The 16,240-nt window shown below is 53.5% G+C and carries 15 protein-coding genes and 1 pseudogene; 7 read left to right on the forward strand and 9 right to left on the reverse strand.

What is annotated here, in order from left to right; genetic code table 11:
• The first annotated feature begins 402 nt into the window (after nt 1-402).
• The 7 genes from AUK29_10480 (at nt 403) to AUK29_10510 (ending at nt 8,202) form a co-directional block, all read left to right on the forward strand.
• Nucleotides 403-2,073: an arginine--tRNA ligase gene (locus AUK29_10480; protein ID OIP61251.1), complete on the forward strand. Its 1,671-nt coding sequence runs from the start codon at nt 403-405 to the stop codon at nt 2,071-2,073.
• Nucleotides 2,074-2,150: 77 nt separating this feature from the next.
• Nucleotides 2,151-2,867, forward strand: coding sequence for a hypothetical protein (locus tag AUK29_10485; protein OIP61240.1), 717 nt, complete (start codon nt 2,151-2,153; stop codon nt 2,865-2,867).
• Between the two features lie 7 nt (nt 2,868-2,874).
• Nucleotides 2,875-3,789, forward strand: a complete 915-nt coding sequence (locus AUK29_10490) for a TIGR01212 family radical SAM protein (GenBank protein OIP61241.1) — start codon at nt 2,875-2,877, stop codon at nt 3,787-3,789.
• Nucleotides 3,777-4,514: a hypothetical protein gene (locus AUK29_10495; GenBank protein OIP61242.1), complete on the forward strand. Its 738-nt coding sequence runs from the start codon at nt 3,777-3,779 to the stop codon at nt 4,512-4,514. Before AUK29_10490 ends, AUK29_10495 begins: the two co-directional genes overlap by 13 nt.
• 95 nt (nt 4,515-4,609) lie before the next feature.
• Nucleotides 4,610-5,458 (forward strand): 4-hydroxybenzoate octaprenyltransferase, encoded by an 849-nt coding sequence (locus AUK29_10500; GenBank protein ID OIP61252.1) that lies wholly within the window; start codon nt 4,610-4,612, stop codon nt 5,456-5,458.
• A 118-nt stretch (nt 5,459-5,576) separates the two neighbouring features.
• Nucleotides 5,577-6,209 (forward strand): aromatic acid decarboxylase, encoded by a 633-nt coding sequence (locus tag AUK29_10505; GenBank protein OIP61243.1) that lies wholly within the window; start codon nt 5,577-5,579, stop codon nt 6,207-6,209.
• 52 nt (nt 6,210-6,261) lie between these two features.
• Complete coding sequence (locus AUK29_10510; GenBank protein OIP61244.1) at nt 6,262-8,202, forward strand: hypothetical protein; 1,941 nt, start codon at nt 6,262-6,264, stop codon at nt 8,200-8,202.
• 131 nt (nt 8,203-8,333) lie between these two features.
• On the opposite strand, the gene AUK29_10515 is transcribed toward AUK29_10510, so the two are convergent.
• From AUK29_10515 to AUK29_10555, 9 genes and pseudogenes are all read right to left on the reverse strand, one after another.
• Nucleotides 8,334-8,543, reverse strand: a complete 210-nt coding sequence (locus AUK29_10515; GenBank protein OIP61253.1) for a hypothetical protein — start codon at nt 8,541-8,543, stop codon at nt 8,334-8,336.
• Between the two features lie 192 nt (nt 8,544-8,735).
• On the reverse strand, nt 8,736-10,181 hold the full coding sequence (locus AUK29_10520) for an RNA-splicing ligase RtcB (protein ID OIP61245.1): 1,446 nt from the start codon (nt 10,179-10,181) through the stop codon (nt 8,736-8,738).
• A gap of 15 nt (nt 10,182-10,196) precedes the next feature.
• Entirely contained in the window at nt 10,197-10,625 is a 429-nt protein-coding gene (locus AUK29_10525) for a hypothetical protein (protein OIP61246.1), read from the reverse strand.
• Nucleotides 10,626-10,825: 200 nt separating this feature from the next.
• Nucleotides 10,826-11,479, reverse strand: coding sequence for a protein-L-isoaspartate O-methyltransferase (locus tag AUK29_10530; GenBank protein OIP61254.1), 654 nt, complete (start codon nt 11,477-11,479; stop codon nt 10,826-10,828).
• A complete protein-coding gene (locus AUK29_10535) occupies nt 11,479-12,486 on the reverse strand; it encodes an AmmeMemoRadiSam system radical SAM enzyme (protein ID OIP61247.1) in 1,008 nt (335 codons plus the stop codon). The genes AUK29_10530 and AUK29_10535 overlap by 1 nt, the downstream gene beginning before the upstream one ends.
• A gap of 31 nt (nt 12,487-12,517) precedes the next feature.
• Nucleotides 12,518-12,859, reverse strand: a complete 342-nt coding sequence (locus tag AUK29_10540; GenBank protein ID OIP61248.1) for a hypothetical protein — start codon at nt 12,857-12,859, stop codon at nt 12,518-12,520.
• 170 nt (nt 12,860-13,029) lie between these two features.
• Nucleotides 13,030-14,997, reverse strand: a complete 1,968-nt coding sequence (locus AUK29_10545) for an acetate--CoA ligase (GenBank protein OIP61249.1) — start codon at nt 14,995-14,997, stop codon at nt 13,030-13,032.
• A 237-nt stretch (nt 14,998-15,234) separates the two neighbouring features.
• Nucleotides 15,235-15,648 (reverse strand): hypothetical protein, encoded by a 414-nt coding sequence (locus AUK29_10550; GenBank protein ID OIP61250.1) that lies wholly within the window; start codon nt 15,646-15,648, stop codon nt 15,235-15,237.
• 316 nt (nt 15,649-15,964) lie between these two features.
• A pseudogene (locus AUK29_10555) lies at nt 15,965-16,240 on the reverse strand (hypothetical protein).

Consider the following 16,240-nt stretch of genomic DNA (forward strand, 5'->3'; position numbering starts at 1 on the left):
TGTCAACATCGGGTTTAGCTATGGGTCTGCACAAAAAAGTTGGTACACATCAGGATTACATATGGTTGTCATGCCGGACCTGATCCGGCATCCACACCTTGGCGTCTGGATTCCACGATCGAGTCGTGGAATGACGCTACACAGCGGAAAGAGCGTGTCAACGATCCTAAATTCTCCGATCAAGCCTGCCCTCCGATCCCCCGATGAAGTCGGAGGACAGGCCCGATTGGGGGGCGGAGGGTAGGCTTGATCGAGGGTCGGGGAATGACGCTCTTAGAGAAATGGTTACCCATAAATTTGTCGCACACACGAATCAGCGTTTATATTTGACACATCCTTTAAAATATATATAATAATATGTTTGAACAAAAGATGTCAAAAACCTTTGTGAGGTTGTTGGATTTGAAAGAGACACTGACCGAGATATTGGCCGGATCCATCGACCGGGCCCGAGAGGACGGGACGCTTCCGCTGAACAGGCGTCCTGCAATCCAACTGGATATTCCCAAGGATTCCCTGCTCGGTGATTTTGCGTCCAACCTGGCCATGGTCCTGGCCAGAGACCTCAAGCGCTCCCCGCGAGAGATCGCAAAGGTCGTGATCGACCATCTATCGGATCCGGATGGGTTGATCGCCAGGTGCGAAGTGGCCGGCCCGGGCTTTATCAACTTCTTTTTAAAGGAAGACTACTGGGTCAAGGTCCTAAAAGATATTGAGGCCAAGGGGGATGCCTACGGAAGGTCCGAATTGGGCAAGGGGTCCCGTGTCATCGTGGAATTCGTCAGCGCCAACCCTACGGGTCCTCTCCATATCGGTCACGGACGAGGGGCCGTGGTCGGTGATGCCCTCTGCCGGATACTGAATGCTTCAGGGTATGAGGTATCCCGTGAGTTTTATATCAATGACGCCGGGAGACAGTTGAAGGACCTCGGCCGGTCCGTCTGGCTCCGGTATCGTCAACTCTTCGATGGATCGGTCCCGTTCCCTTCGGAGGGGGTCTACCCAGGCGAATATGTCATGGATATCGCGAGGCAGGTCCGGGATCGAGAAGGGGACCGCTTTCTCTCCATGGACGAAGCTGCGGCGATATCGGCGCTTTCCGATTCAGGCTGCAGGATGATGCTCGATGCCATCCGGTCGGACCTAAAAAAAATGGGGGTCCGGTTCGATCTTTTTTTCTCCGAGAAGTCCCTCTATGAGCAGGGAAAGGTCCAGGCGTGCATCTCCGAGCTGAAAGAGAAGCATCTTGTCTTTGAGGAAGAGAACGGCGCCCTGGTTCTGAGGACCTCCCTGTTCGGCGACGACAAGGACCGGGTCCTGATCAAAGGGAACGGCGAGTACACCTATTTTGCCTCGGATATCGCCTACCATCGTGACAAGCTGGGGAGAGGGGCTGACCGCCTGATCAACATCTGGGGGGCCGATCACCATGGATATATCCCAAGGATAAAGAGCGTGGTACGGGCCCTGGGTCACGATGCCGATACCCTCCAGGTCCTGCTGATTCAGATGGTGAATCTGTTGAGAGAGGGGAAGCCGGTGCGCATGGGGAAGAGAAGCGGTGAGTTCGTCACCCTGTCCGAGGTGATCGAGGAGGTGGGAACCGATGCGGCCCGTTTCTTTTTTCTTCTCAGGCGGTCGGATTCGCATCTGGATTTCGACCTGGATCTCGCCAAAACCCAGAGCAATGAAAATCCGGTTTATTATGTGCAGTATGCCCACGCCAGGATCTGCAGCATATTCCGCCAGGCCGGGGACAAGGGGATCCCGATCCCGGAAAGCGGCGATGTCAACTTCGACCTCCTTTCACTTCCGGAAGAGAAAGATTTGATGAGATTTCTCGGCGCCTATCCCGAAGTGGTGGAGGGCGCGGCCTTGGCCCTGGAGCCGCACAGGATTCCTTTCTATCTGCAGGAACTGGCTGCGCGGCTCCATGCATACTATTTCAAGCAGCGAATCATTTCTGAAGAACAGGAGAAGAATTCGGCCCGGCTCTTTCTCGTGGGGGCTGTGCGAACCGTGATCAGGAATGCCCTGAATCTCCTGGGCGTTTCCGCTCCGGAGAAGATGTAATCGAAAATGATAAGAGATGAAACCACAGCTCTGTGGTTAGGTTTTGACAATGCGTGTTTTGCCGGTCGGAGGAGTCTATGGAAAAGGATATGATGGATCTGGATAAGATCGTGGAAGATGATGAATTTCATCTGGACGACAAGAAGAACAAGCTGATGATCTCAGGAGCCGTTGTGACCTGCATCCTGGTCTTTGCGCTCGGATTCCTTGTCGGCCGCTATTTCCCAATCACCAGCGATGTCCAAAAGCAGGCAGCCGAGGTTTCCGCTTCTCCGGATGCGGGCGGGCATCAGGCCGAGGTGGGAGCGCCGGCGCCTAAATCCGAATTTACTTTTTATGATGAACTCTCGAAAAAGGGACCGAATGACGGGATCTCGGACCAGGGACCGATTCCATCTATTCCTTCTCCTTCTCCCTCACCGGTTGTCGGGGCCTCGCCGCCTCAGCCCATGCCCGAAGAGAGTCCTTCGGCGCGTACGGAGGCTGCCGGATCCGCTGAGAGCCGGGAGGCCTCGGCCCCTGCTGTTTTTGAGACTCAAAAGATCATGGCCTCGCAGTACACCATACAGGTCGGCGCATTTGAAGATCGGTCGGCAGCGGAGAAGCTGGCGGGTCATTTGAAACAGAAAGGCTACCCGTCCTACATCCTGCCGAAGACGGTTCCAGGAAAGGGGACCTTTCACCGGGTCCGGGTCGGGCGTTATCCGGATCGGGCTGAGGCCGAACAGACGGCGAAACTCCTTGAGGATAAGGACGGGGTTTCAACGTTCATTACGCTTTATGCCAAGCAGTAACAGGGATATGCATATAGAGACGATCAGAAAGCCGGTGACGGTCAGGACCATCGGCGATGAACTCAGAAAGCAGTTCGGCTGCCGCGTGCACAAGATCCCGGTTCATGCGGGGATGACCTGTCCGAACCGGGACGGCACGCTCGGCGCCGGAGGATGCGCGTACTGCGGGCCGTCCGGGTCCGCATCCGCCTGGAACGACCCGGACCAGCCGGTTGTCCGGCAGGTTTCTAAAGGCATGGAGATTGCAAGAAGCCGGTTCCATGCCGAGAAATTCATCGCCTACTTTCAGCCGTTCACCAACACCTATGCCCCGGTCCGGAGATTGCAAAGGCTTTGGGACGAGGCGCTAAGAGTTCCGAATGTGGTGGGACTATCCGTAGGCACACGGCCCGACTGCCTGCCGGAGCCGGTGCTCGACCTGTTCAGTTCCTATCAGGATCGGCTCCCCTATCTCTGTCTGGAGATCGGGCTTCAGAGCGCTCACGACAGGACTTTACGGGAGATTCGCCGGGGTCATGATTTTGCCTGTTTTAAGGATGCGGTTTCTCGGGCGCAGGCACGGGGGATCCCGATCTGCGCGCATGTCATCCTCGGACTTCCCGGAGAATCCGAACAGGAGATGATGGAGACCGTGCAGGCTGTGCTGGATATGGGAATTCAGGGGATCAAACTCCACCATCTTCACATCATCAAAGGCGCTCCCCTGGAACAGGAGTATATTCAGGGGAGGGTGCGGCTTTTCGAGATGGAAGAATATGTCCGTCTGGTTTGCAGAATCCTTGATGGGATCGGAGGACGCATGGTGATCCACCGTTTCATGGGCGAGGCCCCGGGTGATCTTCTCGTGGCCCCTTTATGGACGAGACGCAAGGGTGAGGTGCTCAACGCAATTTACAGGGAGTTGAATCTATGCATTCAGTAGAAACCCCGGAAGGGAACCGTCTGACCATGGTGCGGAATTTTTTCGGCAGGAAGAAGACCATACAGGAGGTGATCACCTCCGGCCAAGAGGTGCGGAGGAACCTCGAATGGGCGCTTGGAAGCCAGGTTGAAGTCAGGCTCTCTGCGGGATCCTTTCCGCGCTCCTTTCATGCCAAGGTGTCCGGGGTTGATCATTCCCCGCTCAACGCCTATATTCTGCTTCGGGCGGAGATCCCTCAGGAAGTGAAATCCATCCTGAACGGTAAAGGATCCCTTACCCTGGAATATGACTCAAGGCGCGGGACCCGCTTTCATTTTCAATCCTTTCTCCTGTCGGAGATGGACATGGCATCCGGTGAGTTCAGGGCGGGCTATCCGTCCGAGATCGAGACCGTACAGGATATTCATGCCTACCGTTTCAAAAATATCCTGCGAGAACCGATCCAGGTCGATCTGGGAAAAGAGCGGGGTGTGGCAGTGGATATCGGTCTTCATGGGCTGCTCATCACCTGCAACCGGATATTCGAGAAAGAGGAATTTATCAGTGATCTGAAGATTGCCCTCCCTGAACTCAGCCTGGTGCAGGGAACGGCCGTGGTCAGGCATATCCAGAACTCCAAAGCCTATCCAGGCTGGCGGTATCTCTGCGGGGTGGAGATCACCGGGATGAAACCCAAGGATCATAGAAATCTCAACCGTTATCTGACCCGGATGTTGAGTCAATAGCAGCCCCGCTTTCCGTGCGGTTCAACTTAGCGGCCTTATTCGTAAATACGGTCGGTACGTTTTAGACACGAAAGAGACCATTCTTCCAGCCTATGATGCAGACGCTCAGAAATCTTCTCAGGATGATCAAGTTTCCCCATACGGTTTTTGCCCTTCCGTTTGCCCTGATGGGGGCCTTGCTTGCCGAGAAGAGAATCCCCCCGGTTGACAAGCTCCTCTGGATTCTTCTGGCCATGGCCGGCGCAAGAACAGCCGCCATGACCCTCAACCGGATTGTGGACAGGGATCTCGATGCCGCCAACCCCAGGACCGCAGAGCGGGAGATCCCTCAAGGGATCATCACGACGAGGCAGGCCATGGTGATGCTCGCGGCATCGGTCATCCTCTTCGAATGGGCCGCTTTTTCCTTGAACCGGCTCTGCCTGATTCTTTCCCCGGTCGCCCTCTTCATCATTCTGGGGTATTCGTTCACCAAAAGGTTTACCCGGTATTCCCACATGGTTCTCGGCCTCTCCCTCGGGATTGCGCCGGCCGGCGCCTGGATCGCCGTTCGGGGATCCGTGGACCTTCCCGTCATCCTCCTCAGCCTCGCCGTTCTCTTCTGGGCGGCCGGGTTTGATATCCTGTATGCCATTCAAGACGTGGACTTCGACAGGAAGGCGGGACTCCACTCGATTCCACGTTTCCTCGGGGTCAGGGCCTCTTTACTCCTTGCACGGGTCTTCCATGCTTTCACATTCATGATCCTTCTGATCATCACTTTTCTTGTCGGCCTGGGAGTCTATTATCTCATTGGCGTCCTGACTGTGGGGGGGCTCCTCTTTTATGAACATTCGCTGGTCAGCGAGAAGGACCTCTCCCGGCTCAACGTGGCCTTCTTCAACATGAACGGCTATATCAGCGTTACCATATTTGCCTTTACACTCCTTGATATTCTGTTGTAAGGTTGTTTAAGGGCAGACAGTCCGAAATAAACCAGAACACAGAGTATTTCTCTGTGCACTCTGTGGTTCGGTTTTTGGTCAGGTTTAACAATACGGACGCATGTCCCCTGAGTCTTGTATGAGTCATAAGAATCATCATAAAAAATGGATCCTCGGCATCTCCGGCGCCAGCGGGGCGGTGTACGGTCTGCGTCTTCTTGAAGTCCTGAACCGGAAGGGCCGCGACGTGGACCTGATCCTCTCGGATGCCGGGAAGATCGTGATCCGGGAAGAGACGGGCATTGACCTTCTCAAGGGAAAAGAAGACCCTCGTAAGGTCCTGAAGAAGAAGCTCGGCATCAATCCCGCTTCGATACGGGTCTTTAATAACTATGATTTTGAAACACCCGCTGCCAGCGGGTCCAATCCCGTGGAGGGGATGATCATCGCCCCATGTTCCATGGGGACCCTTGCGGCCGTGGCCTGCGGTCTTGCCGACAACCTGATGCGCAGGGCCGCGGACGTGATGATCAAACAGAAAAAGCCTTTGATCCTTGTTGCGAGGGAGACCCCGCTCTCGGCCGTTCACCTTGAGAATATGCTGAAGCTCTCCCGTCTCGGCGTGGTGATCCTTCCTCCCATGCCGGCGTTCTATCACCATCCCAAGACCATCGAGGAACTGACCGATTTTGTGGTGGGCCGTGTGCTCGACGTGATCGGCATCGAGCATGAACTGTATCAGAGATGGCAGGGAGAGCGGCCGGATTTATAGGGAGGCGCCAATATCAAATTATCAATGTCTGACCCTCAAAAAGATCTTATCAATGTCTGACCCTCAAAAAGATCTTAAGAAGATATTCGGCGGGTCCGGAAGTCTTTCCGGCATTCTTTCCGACTATGAATCGAGGCCTCAGCAGTCGGAGATGAGCCGCATGATCTACCGGGCATTGCTGAAAGGGGGGCATGTCCTGGTGGAGGCAGGCACCGGGACCGGGAAAACCTTGGCCTACCTTATACCGGCGGTCCTGTCGGGAAAGAAGGTGATTGTTTCTACCGGGACCAAAGCCCTTCAGGAACAGCTCTTTTACAAAGACATCCCTCTGATCCGAAAAGCGTTATCTATCCCTTTTCTTGCCAGTTACATGAAAGGGCGGTCCAATTATCTCTGCCTGAACCGGTTTCTTAAGTTCAGCGCCTTCCCCTTATTGGATACCCCGATTGAGGCCAGGCTTTTCCGCACGGTGCAAAGATGGGTTGGGAAGACAAAAACCGGGGATGCGGCGGACCTCTACGGCGTGGACGTGAACTCCCAGCTCTGGCGCAGGATCAATTCCGGGGCGGAAACCTGCATGGGGAGTCAGTGCCCGGATATTGAAAAGTGCTTTATCACGCGGATGCGCAGGGAGGCGGTCAAATCAGATATCGTGATTGTGAACCATCATCTTTTTTTTGCCGATTTGTCCGTCAGGGAGAAGGGTTATGGCGAGGTGATCCCGGCCTATGATGCGGTGATCTTCGATGAGGCCCACCTGATCGAGGAGGTCGCAACCCATTACTTCGGCTTTCAGGTCAGCAATTACCGGGTTTCCGAACTGATTCGGGACACACGCCAAGGGCTTCATGATCTCAAGAATAAAAAGGGCGCGGTCAGGATTGGAAAGACCTGCTCTGAGCTTGAGGAAAAGTCCATGGATTTTTTTTCGTCTTTCGTGCACGGGCCGGAAAGAATGCGCCTTCTGAAGGAGAAGACGGATGCCGGCCTTTTATTGAAGAGCTCGCAGTTGATGATTCTCCTTGGCCGGCTGCAAGGAGAACTCAAGGAAATCGTATCCGGCGGCGAGGCGCTTGCCTCATGCGCCGGAAGGACGGGTGAGTTATCCGGCGATCTTCAGCGGATCATGGAGGCGAAAGATCCGGATAGGGTCTACTGGCGTGAGATCCGTGGGAAAGGGGTCTTCCTTCATGCATCGCCGATAGATGTCTCCAATGATCTGGCCGGGAAAGTTTTTTCCAAGGTCTCCTGCGCGGTGCTGACTTCGGCCACATTAACGGCCGGGGGGAGCTTCGGATTCATCAAGAAACGGCTGGGGATCGCAGACGCAGCAGAGAGGTCCTTTCCTTCTCCCTTTGACTATGCCTCGCAGGTTATTCTTTATCTCCCGGATATGAAGAGCGAACCGGACAGTCCGGACTTTGTCGAAGAGGCATCGCTTCATATACAAGAGATATTGGAGAAGACCAGGGGCCGTGCGTTCATTCTTTTTACAAGCTACCGGCATATGAACGCCGTCTACGATCTGCTTGAGGGAAGGATAAACTATCCTCTATTAAAACAGGGGGATGACTCCGGGGAGGCCCTTCTTGCACGGTTCCGAGAGGAGACCGAGTCCGTGCTTTTGGCCACGCGTTCCTTCTGGCAGGGGATCGATGTCCAGGGAGAATCTCTTTCTTGTGTGATCATTGATAAACTCCCGTTCGCCTCGCCTTCGGATCCTGTGGTGGCCTCCCGGATCGATGCGATCCGAAGAAGGGGAGGGAACCCCTTTTACGAATACCAGCTCCCTGAAGCGGTGATCAACTTGAAACAGGGGTTCGGGCGCCTGATCCGGAACAAAAAGGACCGGGGTGTTCTTTCCATCATGGACAGGCGCATACAATCCCGCTCGTATGGAAAGGTCTTCTTGCAGAGCCTTCCTCCCTGTACGGTGATCCATGAACCAACGGGGATCGAAAAGATTTTTTCCACCCATGAAAAAATCTTTTAAAATCAAAAAATTTTAGAATATGAAACTTCAGGCCTTGACTGAAACATGAATGATTTCTATCAGTCAATCGCAATCCGGGGCAGAACATGGAAAGAGCTTATCGTTTCCTGATATAGAATTTGATCGTTCCTTCATCCATCTTTGCTGGTCGTCAACAGCTCTTTGCCCGTTCTGGAAACCCAAGCAGGAATATCATACTCCGTGCATTCGTCCGTGGTGATCACTTCCAGTACTTTCCCCGCTTCCATGCCGTCCAAGGTCTGTTTCGTCTTCATCATGACCAATGAGCATGCGATCCCTCTGACATCCAACGTCTTATCCGGTGTGATGATGGCCGCCATGATTTTTCCTCCCTTCAAAATTTTTCCCCTCATCCTCTCCTTCATGTGTTATCCATATTCTACCTTAAATGTGTCTATTCGGCAATTTCTTTTTAAACTTACAATTTGAGTTCAATCGGTGTACGGCGGACTCTGAAAAATAATATTTAATATAATGATTTTTTGTTTAATAATTTCGGGAAAAACCATCTTTTATCCCTTTATGACACCTAAAGGCCTCATTTTCGCTACTTTAAGCGCGATTCCTGCATCATGCATGACCTGTACAACGTTATGGATATCTTTATAGGCCTCGGGCATCTCCTCGGCCAGGGTGGATTTTCCTCTGGACATGACGATAATGCCCTGGTCTTCGAGTTCCCTGTAAATGGCCCTTCCCTTGGCGGCTTTGACGGCCCCATGCCGCGAGAGGAGACGACCGGCGCCGTGGCAGGTGGAGCCGAAGGTCTGCTGCATGGCCTCTTCAGTTCCTACCGATACATAGGATGCGCGTCCCATGTCTCCCGGAATCAGGACCGGCTGGCCGACCCGGCGGTAATCCTTGGGAATGAGGGGATGGCCGGGGGGGAAGGCTCGTGTGGCCCCCTTTCTATGTACACAGACCCTGCGTTGATGACCGTTGATACGGTGCTCTTCGATCTTGGCGATATTGTGACAGACGTCATAAACGAGCCGCGCGCCGATTTCTTTCGGACCCATGCCCAAGGCCTTCTGAAGGGTATGGATGGAGAGATGCATCATGATCTGGCGGTTCGCCCAGGCGAAGTTGGCAGCGCAGGCCATGGCCGCCATATAATCCTTCCCCTCCGGAGAGGATAGAGGAGCGCAGGCCAATTGACGGTCCGGAAGTGTAAAATGGTATTTGGATGCGGCGTGGGACATGACCTTGAGGTAATCGTCGCAGATCTGGTAGCCGAAGCCTCTGGATCCTGAATGGATCATCAAGGTGATCCCCTGTTTAAAAAGGCCGAATGTGCCGGCTGCGGCCTCATCAAAGATCTCATCAACCACCTGGATCTCAATGAAGTGATTCCCGGAACCGAGCGTGCCCAGTTGGTTCAATCCTCGCTCGCAGGCTTTCTCGCTGACCTTGTCCGGGTCAGCGCCGGGCATACATCCGGATTCCTCGGTATGATCGAGGTCGTCCTGGGTTCCAAAGCCGTTTTTCACGGCCCAGGCTGCGCCCTGAACCATGACCTTTTCTTCCTCCGAACGGTTCAATTCCGGGATGGCGCCATGGGAACCCACACCGCAGGGGATGTTCTGAAAGAGCGCCGTGACCAAGTCTCGTATACGATGCTTGATTTCCCCATGAGTGAGGTTTGTGCGGATCAGCCTGCATCCGCAGTTGATATCATATCCCACGCCTCCCGGGGAGATCACACCTTGGTCCATGTCCGTTGCAGCCACCCCGCCGATGGGAAATCCGTATCCCCAATGCATGTCCGGCATGGCCAGGGAATATTTGAGAATACCGGGGAGGGCGGCCACGTTCATGACCTGCTCCGGGCTTTTATCTGCAAGGATATCTTTGAGCAGTCTTTCATTTGCAAAGATGCGGCCGGGGACTCTCATCGCCCCCTGTATCGGGATCTCATAGAGGTTGTCATGGATTTTTTTGAGATCTTTGAACTCCATCTGTAAGATCCTCTTTTAAATATCCAGCAGAATCTCGGCGGTCCAGACCCCGGCATGCTCTTCTATCCGCAGATTGTGATAGGTTGCCGCCTTGATGTCCGTGAGCCATTCATGCCTGCCGGGTTGATACGCCTCTCCCCATGCAGCGGCTTCAAGGAAGGTCCGGCTCATGTCCTGAATTTCAAACCTTTTGAAGATCATATACCTTGTATCCCGAATATAAAGGAAATGATTCAGCCAGTTCACCATGAGTTCCTGGATATCCATTCCTTCTACCAGGATCTTCTCTTCGCATTTCTCTTGAACATTCTGCATCGCCGCCATGTTGTCAAAGAGGGTGAAGGCTGCATTCTCAAAGAGATTCGCCAGGGTCTTCCCCCTGACCCGAACGGCCAGATCAGCGGTGTGATTCATGATCTCATAGGGTTTAATATGATGCTTCATCCCGTTCGTCCTGTTTTTTTAAATTTAGGTATTCTTCTATCATCTCATCTACCCCCGGGGCTCTTGATCTGTTAACCCCTCAGCTTCTTGCTAAGCTTTTCACTCGAACCCTGGACCCCTTGAACCCTTGAACCCTGATGTTTTAACCCACTCTTTTGGAGATGTCAAAATTATACCCGATCGTGAGAATTCTGCAAACTCTACATGGGGGTCTCCTTGTCCCATCCCTCCACGCCGATCAGGGGGACGAAGATGCATCCCCCCAGGTTCTCTGTGACAAAATCATCTCCATGCCGGGTGATTCTGTGAAGTTCCTGGTAACCTCGTCCTCCTACGGGAATGACCAGCCTCCCGCCGTCCGCCAATTCTTCCTTTAACGATGGAGGGATCCCGGGTGAGCCGGCTGTGACGATGATGGCATCGAAAGGGGCATGTTCCGGATCTCCTTTGGTCCCGTCACCGACCATGATCGTCACATGGGCGTATCCGAGTCTCTTGAGCGTCTCTCTTGCCTTTATGGCCAGGGTCGGAATACGTTCGATGGAGTAGACATGTTCAGCAAGTTTCGAAAGGATGGCGGTTTGATATCCGGAACCGGCGCCGATTTCCAGAACCTTCTCACGGCCGCGAAGCCTGAGCGCCTGGGTCATCAGGGCCGCCATATAGGGCTGAGAAATGGTCTGGTCTTCTCCGATCGGGATAGGGCGGTCTTCATAGGCCATGGAGCGGGATGTTTCCGGGACGAAGTTCTCTCTGGGGATCTCCTGCATGGCATCCAATACCCTTGGGTCCTTGATGCCCCTTGGAATAAGCTGGGTCTCGACCATTTTTATCCGCCGAACTTTATCGTTCATCAGGACCACACGCCGTCCATGAGGAGACCGCAATCAGGACACTTTCCCCCGGTGATGCGGTTTTGCATGATCGTGTAACCGGCACGCTCGATCAGAAGATGGCCGCACTGCGAACAAAAGGTATTCTCTCCTTGTTCCCCGGGGAGGTTCCCGACATAAACATGTTTCAATCCGGCCTGGATGCCGATTTCTCTGGCCTTGCGGATGATCTCCGGGGGTGTCCTGGGTTTGTCCATGAGCCGGTAGGAAGGGTGGAAGGCGCTGAGGTGCCATGGGATCGAACAATCCATATCGGATAGGATTTCGGCCAGGCGCCGCAGTTCGTCTTCGCTGTCGTTCAGGCCGGGGATGACCAGCGTCGTCACTTCAACCCAGATCTTGAGTTCACGCATTTTCCGGATCGTCTCCACCACGGGCTTCATGCGGGCGCTGCAGATCTTTTTATAGAAGGGATCCAGCCCCTTTAAATCAATATTGGCGGCATCGAGATAGGGGGCGATCCGTTCAACCGCCTCCCCGGTCATGTATCCATTGCTTACAAAGACATTCCTGATCCCCAACTCGTGGGCTGGTCTCATGATGTCATAGGCATATTCGAAAAAAATCGTAGGCTCGGTGTAGGTGTAGGAGATGCTCCGGCAATCCTGTGATCGGCATTCCCGGACGATCTCTTCCGGAGGGACCTCTTCCCCGATGATCCGGTTCAAGTCGTGCGGCATGTGGGCGATATCGGCGTTCTGACAGTGACGGCAGCGGAAATTGCATCCTACGGTCGCGATGGATAATGACCTGGAACCGGGCAGAAAATGGAAAAGGGGTTTCTTTTCGATCGGATCCACGGCCTTGGCGATGAGTTTTCCGTAGACCAGCGAATAGAGGACCCCCTGCCTGTTCTCCCGGACTCCGCAGATGCCGCGTTTTGAGTCTTTGATCCGGCAACGATGGCTGCAAAGATTGCAGATCACTTCGTTTCCCTGGGTCTTCCGGTAGAGCATGGCCTCTTTCAACGAAGGCATCCTTTTTTGAAAATGAAAGGTTTCAGGTTTCTTTGACTGCGCAGGGCTTGCAGGCGGTTGTGTAGGGGAGGGCCAGAAGGCGGTCTTCCGGGATATTCTTTCCGCAACGGATGCAGATGCCGTAGGTTTTGGATCGGATTCTCGAAAGGGCCTCTTCGATGAAGGAGAGTTCTTTTTTCTGACGATAGTCCAGCTTGTTCAGGAGATGGACCGCGGTTTCCTCCCCGCTCCGCTCATTGAACTCGATCAGTTGTTGACCCATATAAGCATTGATTTCACTTTCGATGCCTTTGACGGACCTGAGGAGTTTATCCCGGCTTGAAAGGATGATGTCTCTGAAAAATACGAGTCTTTCCGTATCCATCCTTCGCGCTCCTTTTTTACGGTCATGCTCGTAGGTCCATACAGCCGGTCCATCCGTTGATGAAATCCACTATACCATAAGACCGGAGAATATCAAGTCAAGCAGAAAGATGGGATTCCATAGTCTGAAAGGAAAGGACTGCCGTTATGTGGAAACGCCGGATCTGCGGATCAGGATGTCATGTTTTTGCGGTCCCGGATCAATACGTCAATGACCTCCGGTTCGGCCAGCGTGGTCGTATCCCCCAGTTGATCGTAGTCCATACCGGCAATCTTACGGAGGATTCTGCGCATGATCTTGCCGCTTCGGGTTTTGGGAAGTCCGGGCGCCCAGTGGATGATGTCCGGGGCGGCGATAGGCCCGATTTCTTTTCTGACCTGCCGGATCAGCTCTTCTTTGAGTTTTTCAGAAGGTTTCAGGCCGTTTTTAAGGGTGACGTAGGCGTAGATCCCCTGTCCCTTGATGTCATGAGGGTATCCCACGACTGCGGCCTCGGCGACCTGACTATGAAGCACCAGCGCCGACTCCACTTCAGCCGTACCGATCCGATGGCCTGAGACGTTGATCACGTCATCCACGCGTCCTGTGATCCAATAGTCGCCGTCTGCGTCCCTTCTGGCGCCGTCGCCGGTGAGGTAGTACCCCCTGTAGGTTGAAAAGTAGGTCTTGTAGAATCGTTCAGGATCTCCGAATACGCCCCTCATGATGCCCGGCCAATCATTCTTGATGGCCAGCAGACCGCTCGCTTCACCGGTCAATTCGTTTCCATCCTGATCCAAAATCGCCGGTTCCACGCCGAAGAACGGTTTGCACGCCGATCCGGGTTTGAGCGGCATAGCGCCTGGAAGAGGGGTGATCAGGATCCCCCCGGTTTCCGTCTGCCACCAGGTATCCACAATGGGACATTTCCCTTTACCCACCTTATCGTGATACCAAAGCCAGGCCTCGGGATTGATGGGTTCGCCCACGGTGCCGAGAAGCCTGAGGCTGGTCAGCCGGTTGTTTTTGAGATGTTGCTCCCCTTGACGGATGATGGCCCGGATGGCCGTCGGCGCCGTGTAAAAGATGGAAACCTTGTGAAGGTCCACCACGTCCCAGAAACGGCTCCATGCCGGATAGTTCGGGACCCCTTCGAAGATCAGGCTTGTCGCTCCGTTGCAAAGCGGACCATAGACGATATAGCTGTGCCCCGTGATCCATCCGATGTCGGCGGTGCACCAGAAGACGTCGTCCTCACGAAGGTCGAAAATCATCTCATGGCTGAAGCTGGTATAAACCAGAAAACCGCCGGTTGTATGCATGACCCCTTTGGGCTTGCCGGTGGAACCGGAGGTGTAGAGAATAAAAAGCGGGTCTTCCGCATCCATCTCTTCGGGTTCACAGGTGTCGGCAATATCGGGAGATGACATCTCGTCTTCCCACCAGAGATCTCGTCCGGGCTGCATGTCGGCCGAGCGCCTGCCCGATCGGTTCAAGACGATGCAGGTTTTAATCTGCCGGGAGCCATCCAGGGCCTGATCCACATTCTGTTTCAAGGGGATCTCCTTTATGCCCCGGTAACCCGCGTCGGCGGTGATCATCATGACGGAACCGGAGTCGTTGACACGGTCCCGGATGGAGTCCGGGCTGAAACCGCCGAAAATAACGTTGTGGATGGCGCCGACCCGGGAACACGCCAGCATGGCCGCGGCCAGTTCAGGAACCATGGGCAGATAGATGGTCACACGGTCCCCCTTGCGGATTCCGTTTTTCTTGAGAACGTTCGCGAAACGGCAGACCTCGCGGTGCAGCTCGGCATAGGTGATACGCCTGGAGCGGCCGGGCTCATTCCCTTCCCAGATCAGGGCGACCTTGTCCCGCCGCGCGCCGCTCAAGTGCCGGTCCAGGCAGTTGTAACTGGCATTCAGTTTCCCGCCGGTGAACCAGGCAATCTTTGCCTCTGCAAAGTCCGTATCCCTGACCTTGTCCCATGGATGAAACCAATGGATTCGTTTTGCCGCCTCTCCCCAGAAATGCTCCGGGTTATGGATGGATTCATGATACATCCTTTTGTAGTCATCCATCTTGACTCTTGCCCCGGCGGCAAATTCTTTGGGTACGGAGAAGATGGTTTTTGACTGATTTGGAAGATCGCTCATTTTTACGGCCCCTTCTCGGTTAAGAAAACAGGATGAATCCGACCTTCCTTACATGGAGTATGATCGGTTCGTGACCTGTTCATTTCAGGAGATCGGAAGATTTTCTTTGCTTATATATGTATTATATGTATTTTTGCCCGCTGAATAAAGAGTTTTTTTCAGCGAAGGGTAGGACTGGTTGAAAAGCTGCGTTTCACTTTACTGAATCATCCGCCCATGAACCGGATTGGCGCCGTCTTACTGTATTTTGCATTCCAGGGCGTCTACTTGAAGCGCTTTCCTGACAATGAGCCTGAGATCTTTTAGCTTGATAGGTTTATTGATATACTCGAAAACGCCTGCATCCATGGCATCAATATAGGTCTTTACATGGCCGAAAGCCGTAATCAGAATGAAGGGCGTATCGGGTGCGACTGCCCTGGCCTTCCGGATCAATTCAAAACCCGACATTCCCGGCATCTTAAGATCGCTGATGACCAGGTCGAAGGCCTTCTGCTGAATCAAAAGAAGTCCATCCGACCCATTTAAGGCCGTCTCCACACGATAGTCTTCTCGGCTTAGAAACTTCTTGATAAGTCGGCCCATTTCCGGATCATCATCAATGACCAATATACGCATGGTAGGCTCGTATCCATTTTCAAAAGGCGGCATGACAGCCCTCTTGGGGTCGGTATGGCAGATGCCTCGATCCCTTCACCCGGAATACAAAACCAGGTTTCATGGATGCTATATAGCAAATATAATGCCATATTCCCCCAACCGGCGGTTGGTGTATAACCCATTCATTTTAAAAGGTTATTTTTGAGGGCAATCCTGATGGGGAAAAAGAGAAAGGCGGCGGAATGGGGCGATTTGACACATCAGTCTGTATGCGGATGTAATCTATTGGAAAATAAAGGATTTTACAGAGGGCAAAATCGGCCGGAATGGAGGCGATTTTCTACTTTTTGCAAAAAAAATCTTCCCTTTATTTTTCCTGATCTCCTTTGGAAAGGGCCGCCTTCTCCAGGATATCCCGCGCATTCTTGACGAGGAGAGACGAGTAGGCCGCGTTATGGAAGCCTCGGCTTCGATCCTTCTTCAGTGTCTGCAGGATCTTTTCTCCCTGGTCGATCACAGGCTGCATCTCCTTCTGGGAGACATCGGGGATATCGTAGACCACTTTCTTTTTGGCTTCCAGAAGTTTCTCCAGCTCTTGAATCGAGTCGTCCGTCTTCTTCTGGATCTCATCCACTCTCTTTTC

It is taken from the genome of Nitrospirae bacterium CG2_30_53_67, from assembly GCA_001873285.1.
Lineage (GTDB): Bacteria > CG2-30-53-67 > CG2-30-53-67 > CG2-30-53-67 > CG2-30-53-67 > CG2-30-53-67.